The sequence below is a fragment of the Allosphingosinicella sp. genome, from assembly GCF_036402135.1.
GTDB lineage: Bacteria > Pseudomonadota > Alphaproteobacteria > Sphingomonadales > Sphingomonadaceae > Allosphingosinicella.
Genome location: NZ_DASWTN010000034.1, coordinates 57,985 through 80,614 on the forward strand (window position 1 = coordinate 57,985; position 22,630 = coordinate 80,614).

The following is a 22,630-nucleotide window of genomic DNA, read 5'->3' on the forward strand; positions in this document are numbered from 1 at the left end:
TGCGGGGAATGATGACTGAACCGAAACGCGTCCTTGTCTGCGACGATGATCCCTTGCTCGTCGACCTTCTCGAATATCGCCTCCGCGGCCGCGGCTATGACGTCGTCGTTGCCCGCGATGGCGGCGAGGCGCTGGCGCGCGTGGCCGAAGGCACGCCGGACGCGGTCGTGCTTGATGCGATGATGCCGGTGGTGGACGGCTATGAAGTGCTCCGCCGTCTCCGCGAAGAGCCGGCGACCGCCACCATCCCGGTGATCATGCTGACCGCGCGCAAGCAGGAACGCGACATCGTAGGTGCGCTGGAACTCGGCGCCAGCGACTATATCGTGAAGCCGTTCATCCCGGAGGAGCTGGTCGCCCGCCTGTCCCGCCTGATGGAGAATGGCAAATGAGGCTGGCCGCGGCACTGCTCGCTTTTGCCGCCGCAGCGCCCGCACTCGCGCAGACGGCGGAGCAGGATTATCAGGCCGGCGTGGCCGCGCGTCTCGCTGGCGATCCCGCCCGCGCCATAACGCTGCTCGAACGCGCGACCGTCGCGGAGCCGCGCAACTCCGACGCCTGGCTGCAGCTCGGCCTCGCCCAGCTCGCCGCCGGCAATCTCGATCATGCGGAGGCCGCCTTCCGCCGTACCCTGAGCCTCGCCCCCGATTACACCGACGCCCGCATCGGCCTTGCCCGCGTCGCCCAGCGCCGCGGCGACAGGGCCGCCGCGCTTGCGGCACTGGAGCCGGTCGATCCTTCGAACGCGGAGGCCTCTGCCCTCCGAAGGCAGCTTGCGGTCCTGATCGACGCAAGGGGCGCCGAGGAACTCAACCTCTGGCGCTGGCGCCTCGATCTCGACGGCAACTACTCCTGGGTGGAGCAGCAGCAGGACTGGAAGGAAGGCGCAATCCGCCTCGGCTATCAGCCGAGCCCCGGCACCCTCGTCAGCGGCGGCGTCGAACTCTCCCGCCGCTTCGGCCGCACCGACACCTATGGCGAGCTCCGCGCCGAGCGCCGTTTCTCGCCGGGTGCTAACGGCTACGTCTTCTTCGGCGCGACCCCGAACGCGGACTTCCGCCCCGAATGGCAGGTGGGTCTCGGCGGCGGCGTCCGTGTCTCGACCGGCCCCACCGCGACCGTCCTTACGCTCGACGCGCGCCATGCCGAATATCGCTCCGGCGACATCCAGACGCTGTCGCCCGGCATCGAACAATATCTCGCCAACGGCAATGCGTGGATCAGCGCCCGCTGGATCAACATCTGGGACGAAGATGGCGACCATCAGTCCGGCTGGCTCGCCCGCGGCGACGTGCTGGCAAGCCCGCGCCTCCGCCTCTTCGCCGGCCTCTCCGATGCGCCCGACACGTCCGAAGGTGTGGTAATCGACACGTTCAGCGTCTTCGGCGGCCTCAGCTACGATGTGACCGACCGCTCCACCCTCCGCCTTTCGCTGGCGCATGAGGACCGGGAGAACGGCTTCGACCGGCTGCAGCTTGGCCTCGGGATGGGCTGGCGCTTTTGAGCACGCTTTACGCGCTCTGGCTCGTCTCGCTTATAATCTCGCTGATCGCCCTCGCGATCATGGTCGGCCTCATCATCGCCCGCTGGATTTCGCAGCGGCGGGCGCGGGCGCGGGAGGCCGAACGCCGCCGCCTCGTGCCCCTGCTCCTCGGCGGCGAGGCGAACGGTGAGCAGCTTGCCGAGGCGGAGCGCGCGCCGGACCTCCTCACCGATCTCGCGACCGAGCTGATCCAGATGGTGCGCGGCGAGGATAAGGAGAATTTCGTCGCCAGCGCCGAGCGCCTGGGTGTGGCCGAACGCCTCCGCTACCGGCTCGACCACGGCTCGCCGCGTACCCGCCTTGCCGCTGCCGAGGCGCTCGCCGACTTCGCAGACGATGCGATTTCGATGGACCGGCTCCGCCGGGCGCTGGATGATCCCAATGCCGACGTCCGGCTTGCCGCAGCCCTCGCCCTTGCGTCCGTCGGCCAGGCGCCGCCGGCGCGGGAGCTTGTCGAGAAACTGGGGCTCGGCACGCATGAATCTTCCGCCTTGACCGTCGGCCTGTTCGAGGAGGTCGCGCGCGAGCGGCCGGGCGAGATACGCGAGCTGATCGAGGCGCCTGACACGCATCCCTATGTCAAGGTTGCGGCTATCGACGCGCTGTCCGCCTCGGGCGATTATTCGCTGGTGCCGATCATTGCCAAGCTTGTCCTCGCTGCGCCGGACGATGCGGAGGAGCTTCCCCGCTATCTCGACGCGCTGGGCGACTTCGGCCATCCTGCCGCGGCCAGCGCCGTGTCCAAGGTGCTGGACAGTCCGGAATGGAAAGTGAGGGCGGCCGCGGCCGAAGCGGCGGGCAAGATCGGCATGACTGACGCTGCCAACCGTCTTGCCGCGCTCCTCAGCGACAGCCACTGGTGGGTGCGCTTCAGGGCAGGGGAGGCGCTGGCGCTGCTCGGCGAAACCGGACGCTGGGCGCTTACCGAAGCCGCCGAGCACGCGCCGGAACCCGCCAGGTCCACCGCCCAGCTCACCCTCGCCGAACGGGGCCTCGCATGATTGATTGGCATCAGCTCGCCATCGACAGCGCGTCGACAATCGCAATGGTCGTCATTGCGACGGGCCTCATCCAGACCGGCTTCTACATCGTCCAGCTCGTCTATGCGGGCGCCGCGCTTGCCGCACGGCCGCCCATCTCCCGCGCCTCGCTCCTCTGGCGCCGCTACGCCGATCACGCGCCGCCCATCGCCGTACTTGCGCCCGCCTTCAACGAGGAGGTGACGATCGTCGAAAGCGTCAATTCGCTGCTAGCCCTCCACTATCCCGACTTCGAAGTGATCGTGATCAACGACGGGTCTAAGGACGGGACGCTCCAGCGCATGATCGACCATTTCGGCGTCGAGCGGGTGGAGCGTTTCTACGACCTCAGCGTCCAGCATCAGCCGATCCGCGGCCTCTACGCCTCGCCACGGCTTCCGCGACTGCTGGTGGTCGACAAGGAAAATGGAGGCAAGTCGGACGCGCTCAACGCCGGCATTAACGTCTCGCGCGCGCCGCTCTTCTGCTCGATCGATGCGGATTCGTTGCTGGAATCGGACGCTCTGCTCCGCGCGGTCCGGCCTTATATCGAGGAGCCGACGCTGACGGTTGCTGTCGGCGGCACGATCCGCATCGCTAACGGTAGCAAAATCGCGGCTGGCCGGGTGCTGGAGGTGAAGCTCCCGGCCAAGTTCCTCGCGCTCGTCCAAATCGTCGAATATCTCCGCGCCTTCCTGATGGCGCGTCTCGCGCTGTCGAAGATGCAGATACTGATGGTCATCTCGGGCGCCTTCGGACTCTTCAAGCGTGAGCTTGCGGTCGAGGTCGGCGGGTACAGCCACGGCACGGTCGGCGAGGATATGGAGCTGATCGTCAAGCTCCACCGGCTTCTGCGGGATCGAAAGCAGCCCTACCGCATCGAATTCATCCCGGAGCCCGTCTGCTGGACGGAAGCGCCGGACGATCTCACTATTCTCGGCCGGCAGCGCGCCCGCTGGCAGCGCGGCGCCCTCGAATGCTTCTTCAAGCACAAGGATATGTTGTTCAATCCGCGCTACGGACGCATCGGCTTCCTCGGCTTCGGCCAGGTGCTGATCGTCGACGTGCTGGGCCCCATCGTCGAAGTGCTTGGCTATGTGCTCGTCCCGCTCCTCTGGGCGGTCGGGCTGCTCGCGGTCGAATATCTACTCGCCTTCGTCGCGATCACCTTCACTTTCGGCATTTTCGTCAGCGTCGCGACCCTCATTCTGGAAGAGGTGGAGCTCCGCCGCTTTCCCCGCGCGAGCGATCTCGTCATCCTGACCTTCATCTCGGTCATTGAGAATTTCGGCTATCGCCAGCTCAGCAATTTCTGGCGCCTGCGCGGCTTCTGGCAGTTCTTACGGAAGCAGCAGGGATGGGGTCAGATGACCCGGAAAGGCTTTCAGTCTGCATCCTGAGACGCAGCGGCAAGCCGGTCGAGCAGCTTCGATGCAAGCGGCTTCAGCTCTTCATCGGACGCGCCCTCATCCACCGCTTCCTCGACCGCCTGCGCGTCCACGCTGATTTCGGGGAAGCCGAACACGCCCGCGCTTCCGGAAAGGCCGTGTGCAAGCCGCCGCACCTCATCCCGGTCCCCAGCCATCAAGGCGGCGGTGAGCTGTTCCCGTTGCTCGGCGGCGCGGACGACGAAGCGGGCGCGAAGCTGCGCCATCCGCTCGTCGAATGCGCTCATTGGGCGAGATACTCGCGCACTTTCCCGGCAAGGCTCATCGGGTCGAACGGCTTGGCGATGACGCCTTTCGCGCCGAGCGCCTTGAAGGCCTCGACCTCCTGCGCCTGAGTCCGCGCCGTAATGAAGACGACCGGTATGTCCGCCGTCTCCGCTTGTGCTTTCAGCTTCGAGAAGGTCGTCGGCCCGTCCATGTTCGGCATCATGACGTCGAGAAGGATGAGGTCCGGCTGCCATTCGGCGGCGGCTGGGATGGCCTCGATGCCCGATGAGCAGGTGCGCACTTCCAGACCGGGGTCGAGCTCCAGCGACATGGAAGCGACCTCCCGGATATCCTCCTCGTCGTCGACATAGAGAATGCGGCTGGTCATTAGGCCCTCCGGCTGCTGCGGTTAACGAGGCTTTCGACGGTCTCGACGAGGTCTGCAAGGCTGGCGCGCGATTTGACCAGCGTCGCCTCGACCTGCCGTGCGACTTCGGGAACGCTGTCGCGGGCGGTGAAGATCACGACCGGAATAGGCTTCCCATCTTCATTTCTCATCTCCGGCAACAGGTCGAGCCCATTTCCGCCGGGAAGCTCCAGATCCAGAATGACGAGGTCATAGGAGCGGGCTTGAAGCGCGGCGCGCGCGGAGGCGATGTTCATGACGGACTTCAGGTCCGCCTTATCCTCGAATGCGCTTGCGACGACCCGAAGCACGTCGGGATCGTCTTCGACATGGAGGATGCAGGGCTTGTCTCCTGGGAGCCGGGCGACGGCCTCTCCGACTTCATCGACAAGCCGGTCCGGCGTCAGCGGGCGATGCAGCCAGTCGGCGATCGAAAGGGCTTGGGAAACCTCTCCGTCCGCTTCTGATGAAGCCACGAGGATTGGCGTCGCGGCGTGCCGCGGATCGGAACGCAGCTCGCGGATTAGGCGGCTCGACCCCTCGCCGAGCAGCGACAGGTCGAGAAGGATTGCCGCATAGACATTCTCGGCCGTGAAGGCCCGCAACTCCTCCTCAGACCGGGCGACATCGGTGTCGCAGCACGTCTTCTGGAGGCTCTGCCGCAACTGTTCGGCACTATCCGGTTCGCCCTGGCAGATGAGGATACGCGGCCGTTCATCTGGCGCTTCTTCATCGGAAGCCGGTTGCGGCTTTGGAGCCTTAGCTGCCTTGGCGGCCGGCAGATCGACGTGGAACGACGTGCCACGTCCCTCGGCCGTTTCGAAGCTTATCGTTCCGCCGAACGCGCTGACGATCTCCTTGACGATGCTGAGGCCGAGGCCGGTGCCTCCCATCTGCCGCGTGTCCGAAGCATCCGCCTGGGCGAACTTCGAAAAGATGCGGTTCTTGAATTCTTCGGGAATGCCGGGCCCTTTGTCCGTCACCGTTAGCCGGTGCATTTTGCCCACCGGTGTCAGCAGGATCGAAACTGTCTCGCCGCGCGGCGAGAATTTCGCGGCATTGGACAGGAGGTTAGTGACGACCTGCGTCAGCCGGTCCGGATCGGCAAGCACGACGGCTTCGTCGCCGCCCGGCTCCAGCTCCAGATTGACTCCGAAGCCGTCGGCAAAAGCGCGGTTGGCCTGAACCGCCTGCTCGACGAGCGGCTTTAAAGGCACCTCCTGAATGTCGAACGTCATCTTGCCGGACTCGATCTTCTCGATATCGAGAATGTCGTTGATGAGCCGCACCAGTCGTTCGCTGTTCGAATGGGCGATCTTGATGAGCTTGTCGGCACGCTCCGGGAGCGCGCCGGCCGCGCCGCCCGCGAGCAGTCCAAGCGATCCGGCGATGGATGTGAGCGGGGTGCGCAGTTCGTGGCTGACGGTGGATACGAATTCCGTCTTCATCTGCTCGACGCGGCGACGTTCGGTGACATCGCGGATGACCGCCACGAAATGAAGCCCGTCGGCGAGCGGAACGGCGCTCGTCGCGACGTCCGTGGTGAAGGTGCTGCCGTCCCGGCGCTTGCCGACAAATTCCTGGACGTGCGAAGACCTGCTCACCTTGTTGCCGGCCAGGCGCTCCAAGAAGAGTTCAAGATGCTCCGGCTTCGGCGGATCGGCGAAGAGCACTTCGACATGGCGGCCGATCAGCTCTTCGGGCGCATAGCCGTACATGGCCGCTGCAGCGGGATTGAGGCTTTCGATATACCCCTTTGGATCATGCGTGATCATGCCGTCGGTCGTGGCGTCAAAGATCGCTTCCTGTCGCGCACTGAGGTCGCGAAGCCGGTCCAGATCCTTCCTCCGCGCACGCATCGCCCGGTGCGTGATCCACGCCGCCGCGACGAGGAGGGAGAGCAGCAGTGCCTGAAGTCCGAGGGTCAGAAATTTCGTCCGTTGCCGGGAGGCCTCCGCATCTGCCGTCGCCTCGGCCAGATGGCGCTGCTCGATTGCATCCAGGTCGCGCAGCCGCGCGCGCAGCTGATCCATGATCGCCTTGCCGCGCCCGGTGACAATCAGCCGCATGGAAGCGTCCAGTGAGACTTGCTGCCTCAGGCGCACGGCTTCATCGGCGAAGGCGAGTTTCTCCCGGCTGAGCTGCCTCACCTCCGCAAATCCGCTGCCGAAATCGGGTTCTTGGCTGATGCTTCTTTCCAGACTGTCGAGCGCCGGCGCTACCTTCTGTCGTGCCTCGCGATAGGGCTCGAGGAAATCGGCGTTGCCTGTGAGGATATAGCCGCGCTGTCCCGTCTCGAGATCCTGATGGAGCGAGAGCACTGTCTGGATTTGAGCCCGGGTCACGTAGGATTTATCGACTTGCTGCCGAATGCTCCGCGTCTCGTCGAACTGCTGCGCCAGAAGCAGCGTCGTCAGAATGAGGATGAGTGGAACGGCGACTATGCTCAGCATCGCGAAATTGCGATGCCCGTTTCGCGATCTCTGCTTTTCCGCCGCCGTCATTAGCCCCCTCTAAGCAGAGCCTTTTCGAAGCTGCAACGAAGTTTGCGCTATTCAGATGCGACAAGTGCCCGAACCTTTCGGTCCGGGCACCTGCGTGACGATTGAGAATCGCCAAACCCCCTTTTTGATCTTCAGCCCGCGCGCCGTCCTCACCTCGCAGAGGAAAGCGGGGCCGAAGCTCCCCGAACCGTGGCCGTTACGGCTTTCGTTTCGTGATCATAAGGCTATGCAAAGTCACAATCTTTGTCATGCCGCAATCGACCTGTGTGGCAATTTGACGCTGTGCTGTGTCGCGATAGCCACAATGCACCCGCAGTTGCCTTGCGCCGGGGCCTCTCCTAGAGGTCGCGCATCTTTTTTGCCTCACCGGACTTCAGCCTCAGCCTATGCGTCTTTCCCGCTACTTCCTGCCCGTCACGAAGGAAACGCCTGCCGATGCGCAGATCGTCAGCCATAAGCTGATGCTGCGTGCGGGGCTCATCCGCCAGACCGCCGCGGGCATCTATGCATGGCTGCCGCTCGGCTTCCGCGTGCTGAAGAAGATCGAGCAGATCGTCCGCGAGGAGCAGGACAAGGCGGGCGCGGTCGAACTTCTGATGCCGACTATCCAGTCCGCCGACCTCTGGCGCCAGTCCGGCCGCTACGACGCCTATGGTCCTGAAATGCTGCGCCTCCGCGACCGGCATGACCGGGAGATGCTCTACGGGCCCACCAACGAAGAGATGATCACCATCCTCTTCCGCGACGCCGTGAAGAGCTATCGCGACCTCCCGCGCACGCTCTATCATATCCAGTGGAAGTTCCGGGACGAGGTTCGCCCCCGCTTCGGCGTTATGCGCGGCCGCGAATTTCTGATGAAGGACGCCTATAGCTTCGATCTCGACGAGGAAGGCCTCAGGGCGAGCTACGAGGCGATGTTCGTCGCCTATCTTCGTACCTTCGCCCGTCTCGGTTTGCAGGCGGTGCCGGTGAAGGCGCCCACTGGTCCCATCGGCGGCGACCTCAGCCATGAATTTCACATTCTCGCCGAAACCGGGGAAAGCGCGGTCTTCTACGACGCGGCCCTTGAGGACGTGTCGAAGGAGGAGCTGCTTTCCGCCGACGCTTCCACCATCGCCAAGCTCACGGGCCTCTATGCAATGGAGGAGGAGGAGCATCAGAAGGTCGAGAACTGCCCCGTGCCCGCCGATCGCCTCCGTCAGCGGCGCGGGATCGAGGTCGGCCATATCTTCGCCTTCGGTACCAAATATAGCGCTTCCATGGGCATGTCCGTGCAGACGGCGGACGGCGGCACCGTTCACCCGCAGATGGGAAGCTACGGCATCGGCGTCTCTCGTCTCATGGGCGCGATCATCGAGGCGAGCCATGACGAAAACGGGATCGTCTGGCCGGAAAGCGTTGCGCCCTACCGTGTCGGGCTCATCAACATGCGGGCGGATGATGCGAACTGCACCAGCGCCGCGGACGAGATCTACCGCCAGCTCCAGGCGGCAGGCGTCGAGACACTCTATGACGACCGCGACGAACGCGGCGGCGCCAAGTTCGCCACCATGGACGTGATCGGCCTGCCCTGGCAGCTGATCGTCGGGCCGAAGGGGCTTGAGAAAGGTGTGGTCGAGCTGAAGCGGCGCGCCACCGGCGAACGCGAGGAATTGTCGCTGGAGAGCGCGATAGCGAGGCTCGCCGCCGCATGATCCTCTCCCGCTACGAGCGTGTTATCGCGAAGCGCTACCTGCTGCCCGGAAAAGGTGACGGCATCATCGCTCTGGTCGCTGGGTTCAGCCTTGCGGGCGTGATGCTCGGCGTCGCCGCGCTCATCATCGTGATGAGCGTGATGAACGGTTTTCGCGCCGAGCTGTTCGAGAAGGTTGTGGGCCTTAACGGCCACGCCGTGATCCAGGGCTATGGCGGCCGCCTCCAGAACTGGCAGCAGATCGCCGAGCAGGCGCGGCGGACAGAGGGCGTCACCTCCGCCGTGCCGCTGATCGAGCAGCCTTTGATGGCAAGCTATCAGGGCCGCGTCGAAGGCATTCTCGTCCGCGGCATGCGGCGCGAGGACATACTCGACAATTCGACGCTTCAGGGGAAGGTTCTTGCCGGCTCGCTGGAATCGCTTCAGCCAGGGTCGGAAAGGGTTGGGATCGGATCGCAGCTTGCCCAGTCGCTCGGCGCCACCGTCGGCGGACAGATCAGCCTCATCAGCCCGGACGGGCCGACGACGCCGTTCGGTACAGTGCCTCGCATCGTCTCCTACGAGGTCGGCGCTATCTTCGAAGTCGGCGTCTACGATTTCGACAAGGTGTTCGTGCTGATGCCTATCGAGGACGCGCAGACCCTGCTGATGCTCGATAATGCGGTTGGAATGGTCGAGGTGCAGACGGTCGACGCCGACCGGGTTGGCGAGATCCTCGCGCCGCTTCAGCAGGCAGTCGCTGGGCAGGCGGTGGTCGCCGACTGGCGTTCCACCAATTCCGCGATTTTCGAGGCGCTGTCGGTCGAGCGCGTCGCGATGTTCGTGATTCTGTCGCTGATCATCCTCGTTGCGGTGTTCAACATCCTCTCCTCGCTGATCATGCTGGTCCGCGCCAAGACCCGCGACATCGCCATCCTTCGCACGATGGGCGCCTCACGCCGGAGCCTGCTCAAGATTTTCCTCACGGTCGGCACCACCATCGGCACCCTCGGTACGGTGGCGGGTCTGATCCTTGCGGCGATCGCGCTCTACTTCAGGCAGCCGGTCGTGAATTTCGTCCAATATGTGTCAGGGCAGAATTTGTGGGACCCGACCGTCCGAATTCTCACCGACCTTCCGTCCAAGACCGACCCATTCGAGGTGATCGCCGTCATCGCCATGGCGGTCGGCGCAAGTTTCCTCTTCACACTTTACCCCGCCTACAAGGCTGCGAATACCGATCCGGTGCAGGTCCTCCGCTATGAGTAAGGTTCTGGGGGTCCGCGACCTGCGCCGCAATTTCGAGCAGGGCGGCGAGACGATCCACGTGCTCCGCGGCATCGACCTCGACGTGGGGCAGGGCGAGATCGTTGCTCTGCTCGGTCCATCGGGCTCGGGCAAGTCGACCTTGCTCCAGGCTGTCGGGCTGCTCGAAGGCGGCTTCGAGGGTTCGATCCGAATCAACGGCGAAGAGGCTGCGCGGCTGGACAATGACGGCCGCACCCGCCTTCGCCGCGACGCGCTCGGCTTCGTCTACCAGTTCCACCACTTGCTCCCGGATTTCAACGCGGCCGAGAACGTGATTCTCCCCCAGCTCATCCACGGCGCGGAGACGGCTGATGCGCGGGAGCGGGCGGAATCGCTGCTGACCTCGCTCGGGCTCGGCCACCGCCTGACGCACAAGCCGAGCAAGCTCTCGGGCGGCGAGCAGCAGCGCGTGGCCGTGGCCCGAGCGCTGGCGAACCGGCCTGCGCTCGTCCTCGCCGACGAACCCACTGGCAATCTCGACGAAGCCACAGCCGACGTCGTTCTCGCCGAATTCCTCCGCCTCGTCCGTGAGGAAGGACGCGCAGCGCTCGTCGCTACCCATAACGAGCGGCTGGCTGCGAAGATGGACCGCGTGGTCCGCCTCCATGAGGGCGTCCTCGAATAAGGTAACTTCCGGCTTTCCGCGTCGGCCATGCAAATATGCAAGCCTTCGCGCGTTCATGGCGCGACTTCGGCTTCGATAGGGCGGCAGGATGGACAGAAGATCGATCTGGGCTTTGACAGGCGTTGCAGCCGTTGCGGCGGCAGCTTTGGGCTATTCCTTGCCCCCGGCGGAGGAGACGAGGGAGCCCGCGCGAAAGGTCGAGGTGGCCGAGGTCCAGGATCAGGCGGGGCAGCGTGCCTGCGCATCCGCCGCGGCCTACAACCAGCTGAAGCAGGCCATGTTCAGCACGGCCGCGCAGAACCGCCCCGCCGACAGCGATTTCGACGCGCTTGCCGCGAGCAGCGTCGTCCGCATGGAAAACCCTGTCGTCACTAGCCGCGATCCGGCTCGTAACGTGACCGTCTGCGAAGGCCGCATCGTGCTGGAGGTTCCCCCGGGCGCCGAGCGGGGTCTCGGCGGCCAGCGCCGCCTTGCCGCCGACATCGAATATATCGCGCAGCCGGCGGCGGACGGCAGCGGCCTCGTCTACCGCCTCACCGGTGCGGAGCCGATCGTCGCCAGGCTCGCCGCCTTTGACCTTGGTGGCGAGCCGCTCCAGACGCCGGGCGAGGATCCGCAAGTGACCGAACTCGCCGAAAATGACGTCGATACCGACGATGCGGAGCCTGTCGCAGCCCCGCCGCCCCCTGCAAGGCAGCCGGCCCCGGTCGCGAGGCCCGTCCCGCCGCAACCCAAGGCGCAGCCGGCGCCCACGCGCACCGCAAGCTCGAACCCAAGCTTCAACTGCCGAAATGCTCGGACGCGGAGCGAGCGGATGGTCTGCTCGAGCGACCGCCTCGCCGCCCGGGATCGAGCCATGTCCGCCCGCTATTTTTCCGCCCTTTCCAGAGCCAATCCGCGCGCCCGCCGCGTGCTCGAACAGACGCGCGGCCGCTTCCTCGCCTATCGCGAACGTTGCCCAGACGCGGAGTGCATCGAGGAAGCCTATGAAGGACGGATGGAGGAAATCGACGACATCATGGAGGACCTGAACTAGGCCCTTCCAAAGCTGTGGAAAAGCGGCTGCGGCTGTTCCAATCGGCCACCTAAGTGCCCATACAGGGCACATGGCCGCGCCCTATGTGCCCCTCCGCATATTCTCCAGCTACACGATGCTCGAAGGGGCGATCGAGCCGAAGGCGATCGCCAAGCAGGCTAAGTGCCTCGACTTCCCCGCCGCTGCCGTCACCGACCGCAACGGCCTCTACGCCGCCATGCCCTTCACCGACGCCTGTAAGGGAGAGGGCGTGCAGCCGATCATCGGCGCGATGCTCGGCGTGGCTCGGCCCGACGGGAAGGGGCAGCTCGACTGGCTGGCCCTCTATGTTCAGAACGAGCGAGGCTATGAAAATCTCTGCGGCCTCGTCTCGTCGGCTCATATGGACCGGCCGCTTGAGGAAGAGGCGCACGTATCCTTCGCCGCGTTGGAAGGCCGCACCGACGGCCTGATCGCGCTCACGGCGGGCGGGGAGGGCGCGCTCGCCCGGCTTCTCGCAGAGGAGCAGACGGATAAGGCGCAGGCTTATCTCGATGCTCTGCATCGCCTGTTCCCCGGGCGCCTGTACATAGAACTGAGCCGCCGCGGCGAGGCCGTGGAGCAGCGTGCCGAAGAAGGGCTGATCGACCTCGCTTATGCTCGCGACCTGCCGCTCGCCGCCACCAATCCGGCAAGCTTCGTCGACCCGGCCTTCCACCGCGCCCATGACGCGATGCTTTGCATCGCCCAATCGAGCCAGCTCGATCGCGACGACCGCATCAAATCTTCGTCCGAGGCCTGGATGAAGCCGCCCGCTGACATGCGGAAGCTGTTCGAGGATATTCCGGAAGCGATCGAAAACACCTCCGTCATCGCCCGCCGCTGCGCTTACGGCGCGCCGAAGCGGAAGCCGATCCTTCCTAGCATCGCCGGCAATACGGATGCGGAGGCAGAGCAGCTTCGGGTCGACGCGCGGGCAGGGCTCGAGGCGCGGCTGGCCAACTATAACGATCTCGGCGAAGAAGCACGGAAAGCCTATTTCGACCGGCTCGATTTCGAGGTCGACGTGATCGTCGGCATGGGCTTTCCGGGCTATTTCCTGATCGTTGCCGACTTCATCAAATGGGCGAAGGAAAACGACATCCCAGTGGGGCCCGGACGCGGCTCCGGCGCGGGCTCGGTGGTCGCCTGGGCGCTCACCATCACCGATCTCGATCCGATCAAATTGAACCTGTTGTTCGAACGCTTTCTCAATCCGGAACGCGTGTCGATGCCGGACTTCGACATCGACTTCTGCGAAACCCGTCGCGGCGAGGTGATCCGCTACGTCCAGCAGCGTTATGGTTCGGACAAGGTTGCGCAGATCATCACCTTCGGTAAGCTGAAGGCGCGCGCCGTTCTGAAGGACACCGGCCGCGTTCTCCAGATGAGCTACGGCCAGGTCGACCGGCTCGCCAAGCTCATCCCCAACCATCCGACCGACCCGTGGACACTGGAGCGGGCTCTGAACGGCGTCTCCGAGCTGGCCGCCGAGTATAAGAACGACGCGGACGTCCGCCGCCTGTTCGACCTTGCGATGAAGCTCGAAGGCCTGCCGCGGCACAGCTCGACTCACGCAGCCGGCGTGGTGATCGGCGACCGGCGGCTCGACAAGCTCGTCCCGCTCTACCGCGACCCGCGCTCCGACATGCCGGTCACGCAGTTCGACATGAAATATGTTGAGGCGGCCGGCCTCGTGAAGTTCGACTTCCTCGGTTTGAAGACTCTCTCCGTCCTTCAAAAGGCGGTGCAGATGCTCGCCCTGCGGGGCATCAGGGTCGATCTGGACCGCCTCTCATGGGACGATCCAGAAGTCTACAAGCTCCTGCAGCGCGGCGAGACGGTCGGTGTCTTCCAGTTGGAATCGGAAGGCATGCGGCGCACGCTCGCGGCGGTGAAGCCGGACAATTTCGGCGACATCATCGCGCTCGTCTCGCTCTACCGGCCGGGCCCGATGGACAACATCCCGATGTTCGGCGCGCGCAAGAACGGCCGCGAGCCAATCGAATATCCGCATGCCATGCTGGAGGAGGTGCTGAAGGAAACCTACGGCATCTTCGTCTATCAGGAACAGGTCATGCAGGCGGCGCAGGTCCTCGCTGGCTATTCGTTGGGCGAGGCCGACCTTCTCCGCCGCGCCATGGGGAAGAAGATCAAGTCGGAGATGGACGCCCAGCGCGAACGCTTCGTCACCGGCTGCGCCGCCAATGACATCGGCAAGGCCAAGGCCAACGAATTGTTCGACTTGATCGACAAGTTCGCAGGCTACGGCTTCAACAAGAGCCACGCGGCCGCTTACGCGCTCGTCGCCTATCAGACCGCGTGGCTGAAGACGCATTATCCGGTGGAATTCTATGCCGCCTCCATGTGCTTCGACATGCACCAGACGGACAAGCTCGCTATCTTTGTCGAGGATATGCGGCGGCTCGAGGTCGAATGCCTGCCGCCGTCGATCAACGCGAGCGAAGCGGAATTCGTCGTCGAGGAGCGGGAGGAGGGCCACGCGGTCCGCTACGCCCTAGGCGCGCTCAAGGGCGTCGGCGAAAAGGCGATGGAGCAGCTCGTCGAGGAAAGGCGGACGAACGGCGCCTTCAAGACGCTCGACGACTTTGCCGAGCGCGTCGATCCGCGCCTCCTCAACCGCCGCCAGATCGAAAGCCTCGCCGGCGGCGGCGCGTTCGACGAGGTCGCGCCGAACCGCGCCGCCGTCTTCGCCGCGGCCGAGACCATCCTCGCCCATGCCGCAAGCGCTGCCGATGCGCGGACCAGCGGGCAGGGCGGCCTGTTCGGTGAAGGCGCGGCCAATGTCGTGCCGATCCGCATGCCCTCCTCAGAAAGCTGGTCGCTCGCGCAGCGCATGGCGGCCGAGAAGGAAAGCTTCGGCTTCTATTTCTCCGCGCATCCCGTTGACAATTACCGGCACCTCGCCAGCGCCCATGGCGCCCGGAGCTTCGCCCAGCTTGCCGAGCTCCCGGCACCCGCCGATGGCGGCCGCTCGGCGGCGGTGATGGCGGGTCTCGTCGAGGAAGCGCGTTGGCGCACCTCCGCCAAGGGCCGCCGCTACCTGATGGCAACCTTGTCCGATTCCTCCGGTCAGTTCGTTGCCACCGTGTTTGATGACCTTGTCGCCACGCAGGTCGAAGACGCCGCAAAAGCGGGCGGCTGCGGCCTCCTCAACGTGGAGCTTGACCGCCGCCCCGGCGAGGAAACCCCGCGCGTCACCATCCGCAGCATCCAGTCGTTCGAGAACCTGTCGAAGCGCACGCGCCTCCAGCTTGAAGTCGAGGTGGAGGATGCGGGCGCCATCCGCCGCCTCGCCGATGCGGTGGCGAACGATCGCGGCGGCGGAGGCCAGCTTCGCCTCAAGGCGCGCCTCGACACAGGCGACGCCGACCTTATCTTAGGCCGCGACTTCCTGCTCGACGCCGAAATGGCAGCCCGCATCGAACGCGTCGAAGGCGTCACCGCCGTCCGCCTCTCCGTCGCCGAAGCGCCCCGCCTCGCGCTCGTCTCCTAGAACAGCCGCATCTGCGGCCCCTCGGGCGGGCGGAACAGGTCCGTCCTGAGCGACAGCCGCTCCTGCGGGATGCCGTGCTTTTTCACCGCTTTCTCGAAGCGGGTCCTGAGCAGGTCTGCCCAAGGCCCGAAGCCCTGCATGCGGGTGAACCAGTTCGGGTCATTGTCCTTGCCGCCGCGGAGGGACTGGATAATGCCCATCACCTTGGCCGCCCGGTCGGGATAATGTTCGTCGAGCCAGGCGCGGAATAACGGCGCCACCTCGTAAGGAAGGCGGACGGGGAGGTAGAAACAGCCTTTCGCGCCCGCTTCTGCCGCGGCTTCGACGATATGCTCAAGCTCATAGTCGGTGATAGCGGGGATAACCGGCGCGATGGCTACCCATGCCTGCACGCCCGCTTCGTTTAGCCGCTTCACCGCCGCAAGCCGCTTTCTTCCCGCCGGCGCGCGCGGCTCCAGCGTCCGCGACACGTCAGGGTTCAGCGACGTGATCGACACGGCGACACTGACGATTCCCAGCTCCGCCATCGGCTCCAGCAGATCGAGGTCGCGCAGCACGCGGTCCGACTTGGTTGTGATGGTCAGCGGATGCCGCGTCTCCAGCAGCACCTCGACGCAGGCGCGTGTGATCCGCCATTTGCTCTCGATCGGCTGATAGGGGTCCGTGTTGGTACCCATCGCAATCGGGCGGGGGCTGTAGCCTTTCTTTCCCAATTCCTCGCGGAGCAGCTTCGCCGCGTCGGGCTTGGCGAACAGGCGCGATTCAAAATCGAGACCCGGCGACAAATCGTGGAAGGCATGGGTCGGCCGCGCGAAGCAGTAGATGCAGCCATGCTCGCAGCCGCGATAGGCGTTCACGGAGCGGTCGAAACCTATGTCGGGCGAGCTGTTCTTCGTGATGATCGTTTTCGGCTTTTCGACCGTGACCGTGGTTCGAAGCGGCGGCAGCCCTTCGTCCAGTTCCTCCCGCGCGTCGAGCCAGTCGCCGTCCGCCTCGCGTTCGGGAAGGTTGTAGCGGGTCGGCGTCCGGTTTTCGGGCGCGCCTCTGCCGTGGCGGACATCCGGTCGATGCATCCCGCCTTTATGGGTTCAGCAGGAGAACAAAGCAAGAACTCAGTTGCTGCCCTGCGCGAAGCCGCCCACGGGGTTCATCCGCACCGCGGTTGCCCCCGGCATGCCCGGAAAACGCGGCCACATGCCCTGCGCCAGCGCCTGCCGGCTCGTCGATCCTTTCCCGGCCTTCTGCTCGTAGATCCAGTAATTGCGGAGCACGATCGGCACGTATCCGCGCGTCTCCCAATAAGGGATGCTCTCGATGTAGAGCAGGGGATCGGCCGACATCACCGACGGGCGCGCATTCCATTCCGAAATCGGCGCCGGCCCGGCATTGTAGGAGGCGATCACCTTCGGCAGCAGCCCGCCGGTGCTCGGATAATCGCGCAGATATTCGAGATAGCTCTGGCCATATTCGATGTTTGCCGACGGCTGCTTCAGCTGCTCCGGGCTGAAATATTCGCCGCGCTTCCGGGCCATGTCGCCTGCCGTGCCCGGACGCACCTGCATGACGCCGGTTGCGCCAGCAGGGCTCACCACCTCCGCACGGAAGCTCGATTCCTGAAGCGCGTGCGCAAAGGCAAGCGAAGGATCCACCCGCCAGCCGCGCGTCGGCTGCCAGTTCGGCATCGGGTAGCGCGCCGACGCATTCACCTGCGTCCCCCGCGGCGCATTGTGCGCAAGCCAATATTGTGTGGAGGCAAGGCTCATCGTCTCGGCGAGGTGGAGGAGGCCGTCGTGATCCGCGGCACCGCCGATCCGCGCCTGGTGCCGGATGAACTCGTCCGCCAGCCGCATCTCGCCGATGTCCGCGAGCGCAACTGCTGCGCGCACGTTCGGCCGCTGCGCCACACGCCGCCAATCGGGATCGCGATAGTCGTGGAGGCCGCTGTAATTCTTGTCCTTGATGCCGAGCGCGCTCGCCGCGATCAGGCCGTAGAACGTCTCCCGGTGCCGGGCCGCATTGCGAAGATGCGCCTGCACCCGCTCCGGATGGGCGCACATCATGTCCGCCCGCGCCGCCCAATAATGGCCGGCGGCGGACAGCTCCTGGTCGCCGGAGCGCGAGCCGACCAGGCTGAAGCTCTGCCCAGCCTCGCGGCAGTCGTTCATCCGCCACGCCGCGAGTGCTGCAACCCATTCGGCATGCACTGCCCATTCGGTCGAGCCTTCCCGCGCGCCCCGCAGCGCCAGCGTCCGCGCCGCCGTGTAATTGCCGATCAGATAATGTGCCCAGGCGATCCGCTGCCGGAAAGACGTCAGCGCCTCGTTCGACAGCGCGAATTCGCTCTGCTGAAGCAAAGCTTCGGCCGCCGCCGGCTGATCCGCGACGATCAGCGGCTGGATCTGCGGCTCCAGCGAATCCGCGATCGGATCGCCTTTCACCGGCCGCGCCCGTGCCCGCCGCGGCTGGCTTCCCGCCCAGGCGAGGTTCTGCGCCTGCGGGATCGGCGGAAGGTCGGTCGCGCCCCGCGTCTCCGCAAGCCGCGCAAGCTGCGCCGCCTGCGGCATGTCCGGCGCCCGCGCGAGCAGCGGCAATATCTGCTCAAGCTCCACCCGCGGCGAACCCTTGGCGAGATAGAGTTCCGCCCGCGCCACGTGATGGAGCGGTCCGTCGCCCATGCCGTCGAGCCGCGCCGCTGCATTGGCCCAGTCGCCGGCGCGGATCGCCGCGAATATCTCGCGATAGTTCGTCCGCTGGCTCTGGTTCAGCTCGGATGCAGGGGCGGCATAGACGACAGTCGGAACGGCAGGAAAGGCAATGGCGGCGGCAAGGAGGAGCTTACGCAACATCTTCATTCGTTCAGTCCCTGCATCAGCAGCTGAAGATCGGCCCAGGCCATCGCCTTGGCCGACGGAAGTTTCAGGAGATAATCGGGCGGGAAGGTTGCGACTGCCTTAACCGGCCCCGCATGGGTCGCGATCTCGTGCCAGCGCCCGCGCGCCTTCATCGTGGGCAGCCCGATCAGCGCTTTCGACGCCGCATCGCCCATCAGCAACGCCGCCCTGGGCGCCACCAGCCCGATATGGTGCCGCGCAAGCGTCGCGCACCGCGTCGCCGCGGGATCGGTGAACCGCCCGTCTGGCGAGCGGAAGCAGGCGAGCGAAGCGAGATAGATGCTGCCCCGGTCGCGGCCGATTGCGGCCAGCATCCGGTCGAACAGCCGCCCGGCCTCTCCCGAAAGCAAAGTGCCCGCACTGCAATCCTCGGCCGCCGGCATGTCGGTGATCATCATCAGGCCGGACGCAGGATCGCCGGAGGGGCAGACGCGCGGCGCGGAGGGCGAAGCGAAGGGAAGGGCGCCATTTTCCCGCAAATAGGCCTGGAACAGGTCGAGCTGGCCGGGCAGCACCTCCGCCGGGGGCGCAGCCTCTACGACAGGCGCAGGCGCGGCAGGCGCCTTCGCCTTCGGGCGCAGCCAGTCGCGCGGTTCCTCGTCGATCATCACATCGACGCCCGCATCCTGCCACCATTGCAGCACGCTTGCCGCCGCTGCCGCGCTTGAAGGGTCCCGCTCCACGGGCCGCATTGAGTCAGCCGCAGGCGGGCTGGTCAACCGGAAAATTGCTGCTTATCTGCCGTGACGAGGCTGTTTGCGACGACAGGAGTCACGGCAGCGACAGATGGAGACGAACGAATGTCCGAACGCGAGTCCATGGCCTATGACGTCGTTATCGTCGGGGCCGGCCCAGCGGGTCTCGCCGCCTCCATCCGCCTGAAGCAGCTCGCCAACGAAGCCGGACGCGAACTCAGCGTCTGCATCCTCGAAAAAGGCTCCGAAGTCGGCGCCCACATCCTGTCCGGCGCCGTCATCGATCCGCGTGCCCTCGACGAGCTTCTGCCGAACTGGAAGGACCTCGACAGCCCGCTCACCGTGCCGGTGACCGAGAACCACCATTGGGTGCTCACCGCCACTAAGAAATATTCGATGCCGCATCTGATGATGCCGCCCTTCATGAACAACAAGGGCACCTATACGCTCAGCCTCGGCAACCTCTGCCGCTGGCTGGCGGGGCAGGCGGAAGCGCTCGGCGTCGAAATCTTCCCCGGCTTCGCGGCGGCCGAAGTGCTGTTCCATGAAAACGGATCGGTGAAGGGCGTCGCCACTGGCGACATGGGCGTCGCCCGCGACGGCACCCACCGGCCCGATTACCAGCCGGGAATGGAGCTCCACGGCAAATACACCTTCTTTGCCGAAGGCGCCCGCGGCCACCTCACCAAGGAACTGAAGCGCATCTTCGATCTCGATGCGAACAGTCAGCCGCAAGTCTATGGGATTGGCCTGAAAGAACTCTGGGACATCGACCCGGCCAAGCACGAGCCTGGCCGCGTCATCCACACCCAGGGCTGGCCGCTGGACGACGCCTGGGGCGGCGGCTTCCTCTATCATCAGGCGAACAATCAGGTCGCCTTGGGCTTCGTCGTCGCGCTCAATTACAAGAACCCCTATCTCTCGCCGTTCGAGGAATTCCAGCGCTGGAAGCAGCATCCGGCGATCCGCGAAGTGCTGGAGGGCGGCCGCCGCGTCTCCTACGGCGCCCGCGCGATCAACGAGGGCGGCTGGCAGGCCGTACCGCGTCTCCAGTTCAACGGCGGTGCCCTGATCGGCTGTTCGGCCGGCTTCGTGAACGTGCCCCGCATCAAGGGCAGCCACACGGCGATGAAGTCCGGCATGCTCGCCGCCGAGGCCGCGTTTGAGGCGATCGCCGCCGGCCGCGAGGCTGACGAACTCACCGCCTACGAAGGCGCGCTCCGCTCAAGCTGGATCGCGGACGAACTGAAGATGGTCCGCAACGTCGAGCCGATGGTGGCGAAGTTCGGCGGCACCGTCGGGACCCTGCTCGCCGGCGCCGACATGTGGATGCGCCAGCTCCGCATCGGCCTGTCCTTCACCATGCGGCACCATCCGGACAATGAGACGCTCTGGCGGAAGGATATGGCGCGGCCGATCGCCTATCCGAAGCCCGACGGCGTCATCAGCTTCGACCGCTTGTCCTCCGTCTTCCTCTCCAACACCAATCATGAGGAAGATCAGCCCATTCACCTGACGCTCAAGGACGCTGAGATACCCGTGGAGGTGAATCTGGCCGAATATGACGGGCCGGAGCAGAGATACTGCCCAGCGGGGGTCTACGAATATGTCGAGGAAGGCGGGCGGCCGCGGCTTCAGATCAACGCGCAGAACTGCGTCCACTGCAAGACCTGCGACATCAAGGACCCGACACAGAACATCAACTGGGTGGTCCCGGAAGGCGGCGGAGGCCCCAATTACCCGAACATGTAGGCTTGGCCTCATCGGCCTGCTGCTGGCCGGCATCGCTTCTCCCGCTGTGGCGGGGAAGGAAGATCGGGCCGCGCTTATCGCCTATGCCAAGGCGCGGGTGGCGGGGAGCGCCGGCGTCTCAGACGAGGCAGCACGAAGCTACGCGGCGGCGCTCGCCCTCTCGCCTCGCAACGAGGTGCTTGCGACCCAGGCTTTCGCGCAGGCGCTCGAGGCGGGAAATCGCGTCCTTGCCGTCAATGCGGCAAGGGCTCTCGAAGCGGCGGGCCAGTCGAGCACGGATTCGCAGCTCGTTCTCCTCGGCGAGGCTTTCAGTACCAAGAACTGGAAGCGGGCCTCCGCCTATATTGGCTCAATCGAAATGAATCAGGGGCTGAGCTTCCTCGGCCCGGTGCTTCGCGCCTGGATGGCGGTCGGCTCGAAGCGTGGCGACCCGCTCGCTTCTCTCGCCGCTGCGCCAAACCCGCTCACCCAATCCTATGCTGCCGAGCATCGTCCGCTCCTCCTTCTCGCGACCCGGCGCAAGTCGGGCGCGGAAGAGCTTCTGAAGCTTGCCGGCGGCGAGAACCTTCGCGACCAGCGCCTCCGCATTGCCGGCGCCGCCACCCTCGCGCGAAAGGGCGACCGCAAGACGGCGCTTCGCCTGCTCGACGGGAATGCACCCGCCCTCCTGCGAGCGCGCGAGATCGTCGAAGCCCGCGGCGGGCTGCCGGGCGACGTTTCGACGCCCTCGGCTGGCGTTGCCGAGCTTCTGATCCGCCTTGCGGGCGATCTCCAGCGGCAGGGCGGCACCGAGATCGGTCTGCGCTTTGCTCGCATCGCCACCTTCCTTGCGCCTGAAAACAGCGAAACCTGGCTGGTGACGAGCGATATCCTGACGGCCGCCAAGCAGAATGACGCCGCGCTGATCGCGCTTTCGCAGGTCCCCGCTTCAGATCCTTTTGCGGACACCGCAAGCAGCGCCCGCATCGGCCTTCTCGCTTCGACCGGCCGGTCGGAAAAGGCGCTTGCCGAAGCGAAGGCGGCGGCCGAAGCGCGGCCCTCGGTGACGGCCTATTCGGCCCTCGGCGATATTTACGGCGACCTCGACCGGCATCAGGAGGCGGCGGAAGCTTATGGCCGCGCGCTGACGCTCCTCAAGGAGGATCCGGACGCGCAGCCGGAATGGACCCTCCACCTCCTCCGCGGCGGCTCGCTCGAACAGGCGGAGCGCTGGCCGGAGGCGAAGGCGGCGCTCGAAGCGGCTTACAAGCTCGCGCCCACGCAGGCGGTGGTTCTGAATTATCTCGGCTATGCGCAGCTCGAACGCCGCGAGAACATTGATGCGGCCATGAAGCTCATTGCCGAAGCGGCGAAGCTTCAGCCCGACAGCGCCGAAATCACCGACTCCCTCGGCTGGGCGCATTTCCTCACCGGCGACACCGCCAAAGCCATCGAGCTGCTGGAGCGGGCTGCGCAAGGCGCCGCCGCCGATCCAGAGATCAACGAGCATCTCGGCGACGCTTATTTCAAGGTCGGCCGCCGCTATGAGGCGCGCTACGCCTGGAAGGCCGCCTTGCTCTATGCCGAGGCGAAGGACGCGCCCCGGCTGCAGGCCAAGATCGACGCCGGCTGGACGCCGGAGCTCGCCTCCCGCTGATGGAGGAAATCGCCTACGCCAAGATCAACCTGGCGCTCCACGTCCGGGCGCGGGAGGCAGACGGCTATCACAGTATCGAAACCCTGTTCGCCTTCGCCGAGGACGGCGATCTGCTCCGCGCGGAGCCTTCGACCACCCTCAGCCTCCAAGTCTCCGGCCCCTTTGCCGCCGCTTTAGGAGGGGCCGAGGACAATCTCGTCCTCCGCGCTGGCGAGGCGCTTCGAAACAGGTTCGGGGTAGGGGCGGGCGCGGCTCTGTTCCTCGACAAGCGCCTGCCCGTTGCTTCCGGCATCGGCGGCGGTTCGGCGGACGCCGCCTCCGCGCTCCGGCTTCTGTCCCGCTTCTGGGGCCTC

The 22,630-nt window shown here is 65.5% G+C and carries 17 protein-coding genes and 1 pseudogene; 12 read left to right on the plus strand and 6 right to left on the minus strand.

Translation table 11 applies throughout. From position 1 onward, the window contains the following. The first annotated feature begins 11 nt into the window (after window positions 1–11). From VGD10_RS10200 to VGD10_RS10215, 4 genes are read left to right on the plus strand one after another with little or no spacing between them, the layout of a single operon-like run. Complete coding sequence (locus VGD10_RS10200; protein ID WP_331040714.1) at window positions 12–392, plus strand: response regulator transcription factor; 381 nt, start codon at window positions 12–14, stop codon at window positions 390–392. After that, window positions 389–1,504: a YaiO family outer membrane beta-barrel protein gene (locus VGD10_RS10205; RefSeq protein ID WP_331040715.1), complete on the plus strand. Its 1,116-nt coding sequence runs from the start codon at window positions 389–391 to the stop codon at window positions 1,502–1,504. Before VGD10_RS10200 ends, VGD10_RS10205 begins: the two co-directional genes overlap by 4 nt. After that, a complete protein-coding gene (locus tag VGD10_RS10210; RefSeq protein ID WP_331040716.1) occupies window positions 1,501–2,544 on the plus strand; it encodes a HEAT repeat domain-containing protein in 1,044 nt (347 codons plus the stop codon). Before VGD10_RS10205 ends, VGD10_RS10210 begins: the two co-directional genes overlap by 4 nt. After that, window positions 2,541–3,962, plus strand: a complete 1,422-nt coding sequence (locus VGD10_RS10215) for a glycosyltransferase family 2 protein (protein WP_331040717.1) — start codon at window positions 2,541–2,543, stop codon at window positions 3,960–3,962. Before VGD10_RS10210 ends, VGD10_RS10215 begins: the two co-directional genes overlap by 4 nt. On the opposite strand, the gene VGD10_RS10220 is transcribed toward VGD10_RS10215, so the two are convergent. Genes VGD10_RS10220 through VGD10_RS10230 form a run of 3 tightly spaced genes read right to left on the minus strand, consistent with a single transcriptional unit; the run spans window position 3,947 to window position 7,076 of the window. Next, entirely contained in the window at window positions 3,947–4,237 is a 291-nt protein-coding gene (locus VGD10_RS10220) for an Hpt domain-containing protein (RefSeq protein ID WP_331040718.1), read from the minus strand. The two genes, VGD10_RS10215 and VGD10_RS10220, sit on opposite strands and share 16 nt — an antisense overlap. Continuing rightward, window positions 4,234–4,605, minus strand: coding sequence for a response regulator (locus VGD10_RS10225; protein WP_331040719.1), 372 nt, complete (start codon window positions 4,603–4,605; stop codon window positions 4,234–4,236). The genes VGD10_RS10220 and VGD10_RS10225 overlap by 4 nt, the downstream gene beginning before the upstream one ends. Next, window positions 4,605–7,076, minus strand: coding sequence for a CHASE3 domain-containing protein (locus VGD10_RS10230; RefSeq protein ID WP_331040720.1), 2,472 nt, complete (start codon window positions 7,074–7,076; stop codon window positions 4,605–4,607). Before VGD10_RS10230 ends, VGD10_RS10225 begins: the two co-directional genes overlap by 1 nt. A 437-nt stretch (window positions 7,077–7,513) precedes the next feature. Between VGD10_RS10230 and proS the strand changes: the two genes are divergently transcribed. The 5 genes from proS (at window position 7,514) to dnaE (ending at window position 15,303) form a co-directional block, all read left to right on the plus strand. Further along, a complete protein-coding gene (gene proS, locus VGD10_RS10235) occupies window positions 7,514–8,821 on the plus strand; it encodes a proline--tRNA ligase (RefSeq protein ID WP_331040721.1) in 1,308 nt (435 codons plus the stop codon). Beyond that, window positions 8,818–10,068 (plus strand): lipoprotein-releasing ABC transporter permease subunit, encoded by a 1,251-nt coding sequence (locus tag VGD10_RS10240; protein ID WP_331040722.1) that lies wholly within the window; start codon window positions 8,818–8,820, stop codon window positions 10,066–10,068. Before proS ends, VGD10_RS10240 begins: the two co-directional genes overlap by 4 nt. Continuing rightward, complete coding sequence (locus VGD10_RS10245) at window positions 10,061–10,732, plus strand: ABC transporter ATP-binding protein (protein WP_331040723.1); 672 nt, start codon at window positions 10,061–10,063, stop codon at window positions 10,730–10,732. The genes VGD10_RS10240 and VGD10_RS10245 overlap by 8 nt, the downstream gene beginning before the upstream one ends. 88 nt (window positions 10,733–10,820) lie before the next feature. Further along, complete coding sequence (locus VGD10_RS10250) at window positions 10,821–11,768, plus strand: hypothetical protein (RefSeq protein WP_331040724.1); 948 nt, start codon at window positions 10,821–10,823, stop codon at window positions 11,766–11,768. A 70-nt stretch (window positions 11,769–11,838) separates the two neighbouring features. Next, window positions 11,839–15,303, plus strand: coding sequence for a DNA polymerase III subunit alpha (gene dnaE / locus VGD10_RS10255; RefSeq protein ID WP_331040725.1), 3,465 nt, complete (start codon window positions 11,839–11,841; stop codon window positions 15,301–15,303). Here dnaE and VGD10_RS10260 read toward each other — a convergent pair. The 3 genes from VGD10_RS10260 to VGD10_RS10270 are packed head-to-tail and all read right to left on the minus strand — an operon-like array spanning window position 15,300 to window position 18,913. Continuing rightward, complete coding sequence (locus VGD10_RS10260; protein ID WP_331040726.1) at window positions 15,300–16,376, minus strand: PA0069 family radical SAM protein; 1,077 nt, start codon at window positions 16,374–16,376, stop codon at window positions 15,300–15,302. The two genes, dnaE and VGD10_RS10260, sit on opposite strands and share 4 nt — an antisense overlap. Before the next feature lie 39 nt (window positions 16,377–16,415). Further along, the gene (locus VGD10_RS10265) at window positions 16,416–18,155 is read right to left on the minus strand and encodes a lytic transglycosylase domain-containing protein (RefSeq protein ID WP_331040727.1); all 1,740 of its coding nucleotides are present in this window, start codon (window positions 18,153–18,155) and stop codon (window positions 16,416–16,418) included. Beyond that, window positions 18,152–18,913 (minus strand): uracil-DNA glycosylase, encoded by a 762-nt coding sequence (locus VGD10_RS10270; RefSeq protein ID WP_331040728.1) that lies wholly within the window; start codon window positions 18,911–18,913, stop codon window positions 18,152–18,154. Before VGD10_RS10270 ends, VGD10_RS10265 begins: the two co-directional genes overlap by 4 nt. Window positions 18,914–18,994: 81 nt before the next feature. Between VGD10_RS10270 and VGD10_RS10275 the strand changes: the two genes are divergently transcribed. From VGD10_RS10275 to VGD10_RS10285, 3 genes and pseudogenes are all read left to right on the plus strand, one after another. Further along, a complete protein-coding gene (locus VGD10_RS10275; RefSeq protein ID WP_331040729.1) occupies window positions 18,995–20,641 on the plus strand; it encodes an electron transfer flavoprotein-ubiquinone oxidoreductase in 1,647 nt (548 codons plus the stop codon). Between the two features lie 46 nt (window positions 20,642–20,687). After that, a complete protein-coding gene (locus VGD10_RS10280; protein WP_331040730.1) occupies window positions 20,688–22,277 on the plus strand; it encodes a tetratricopeptide repeat protein in 1,590 nt (529 codons plus the stop codon). Further along, a pseudogene (locus tag VGD10_RS10285) lies at window positions 22,277–22,630 on the plus strand (4-(cytidine 5'-diphospho)-2-C-methyl-D-erythritol kinase); the annotation flags it as partial. The gene VGD10_RS10280 and the pseudogene VGD10_RS10285, both read left to right, overlap by 1 nt.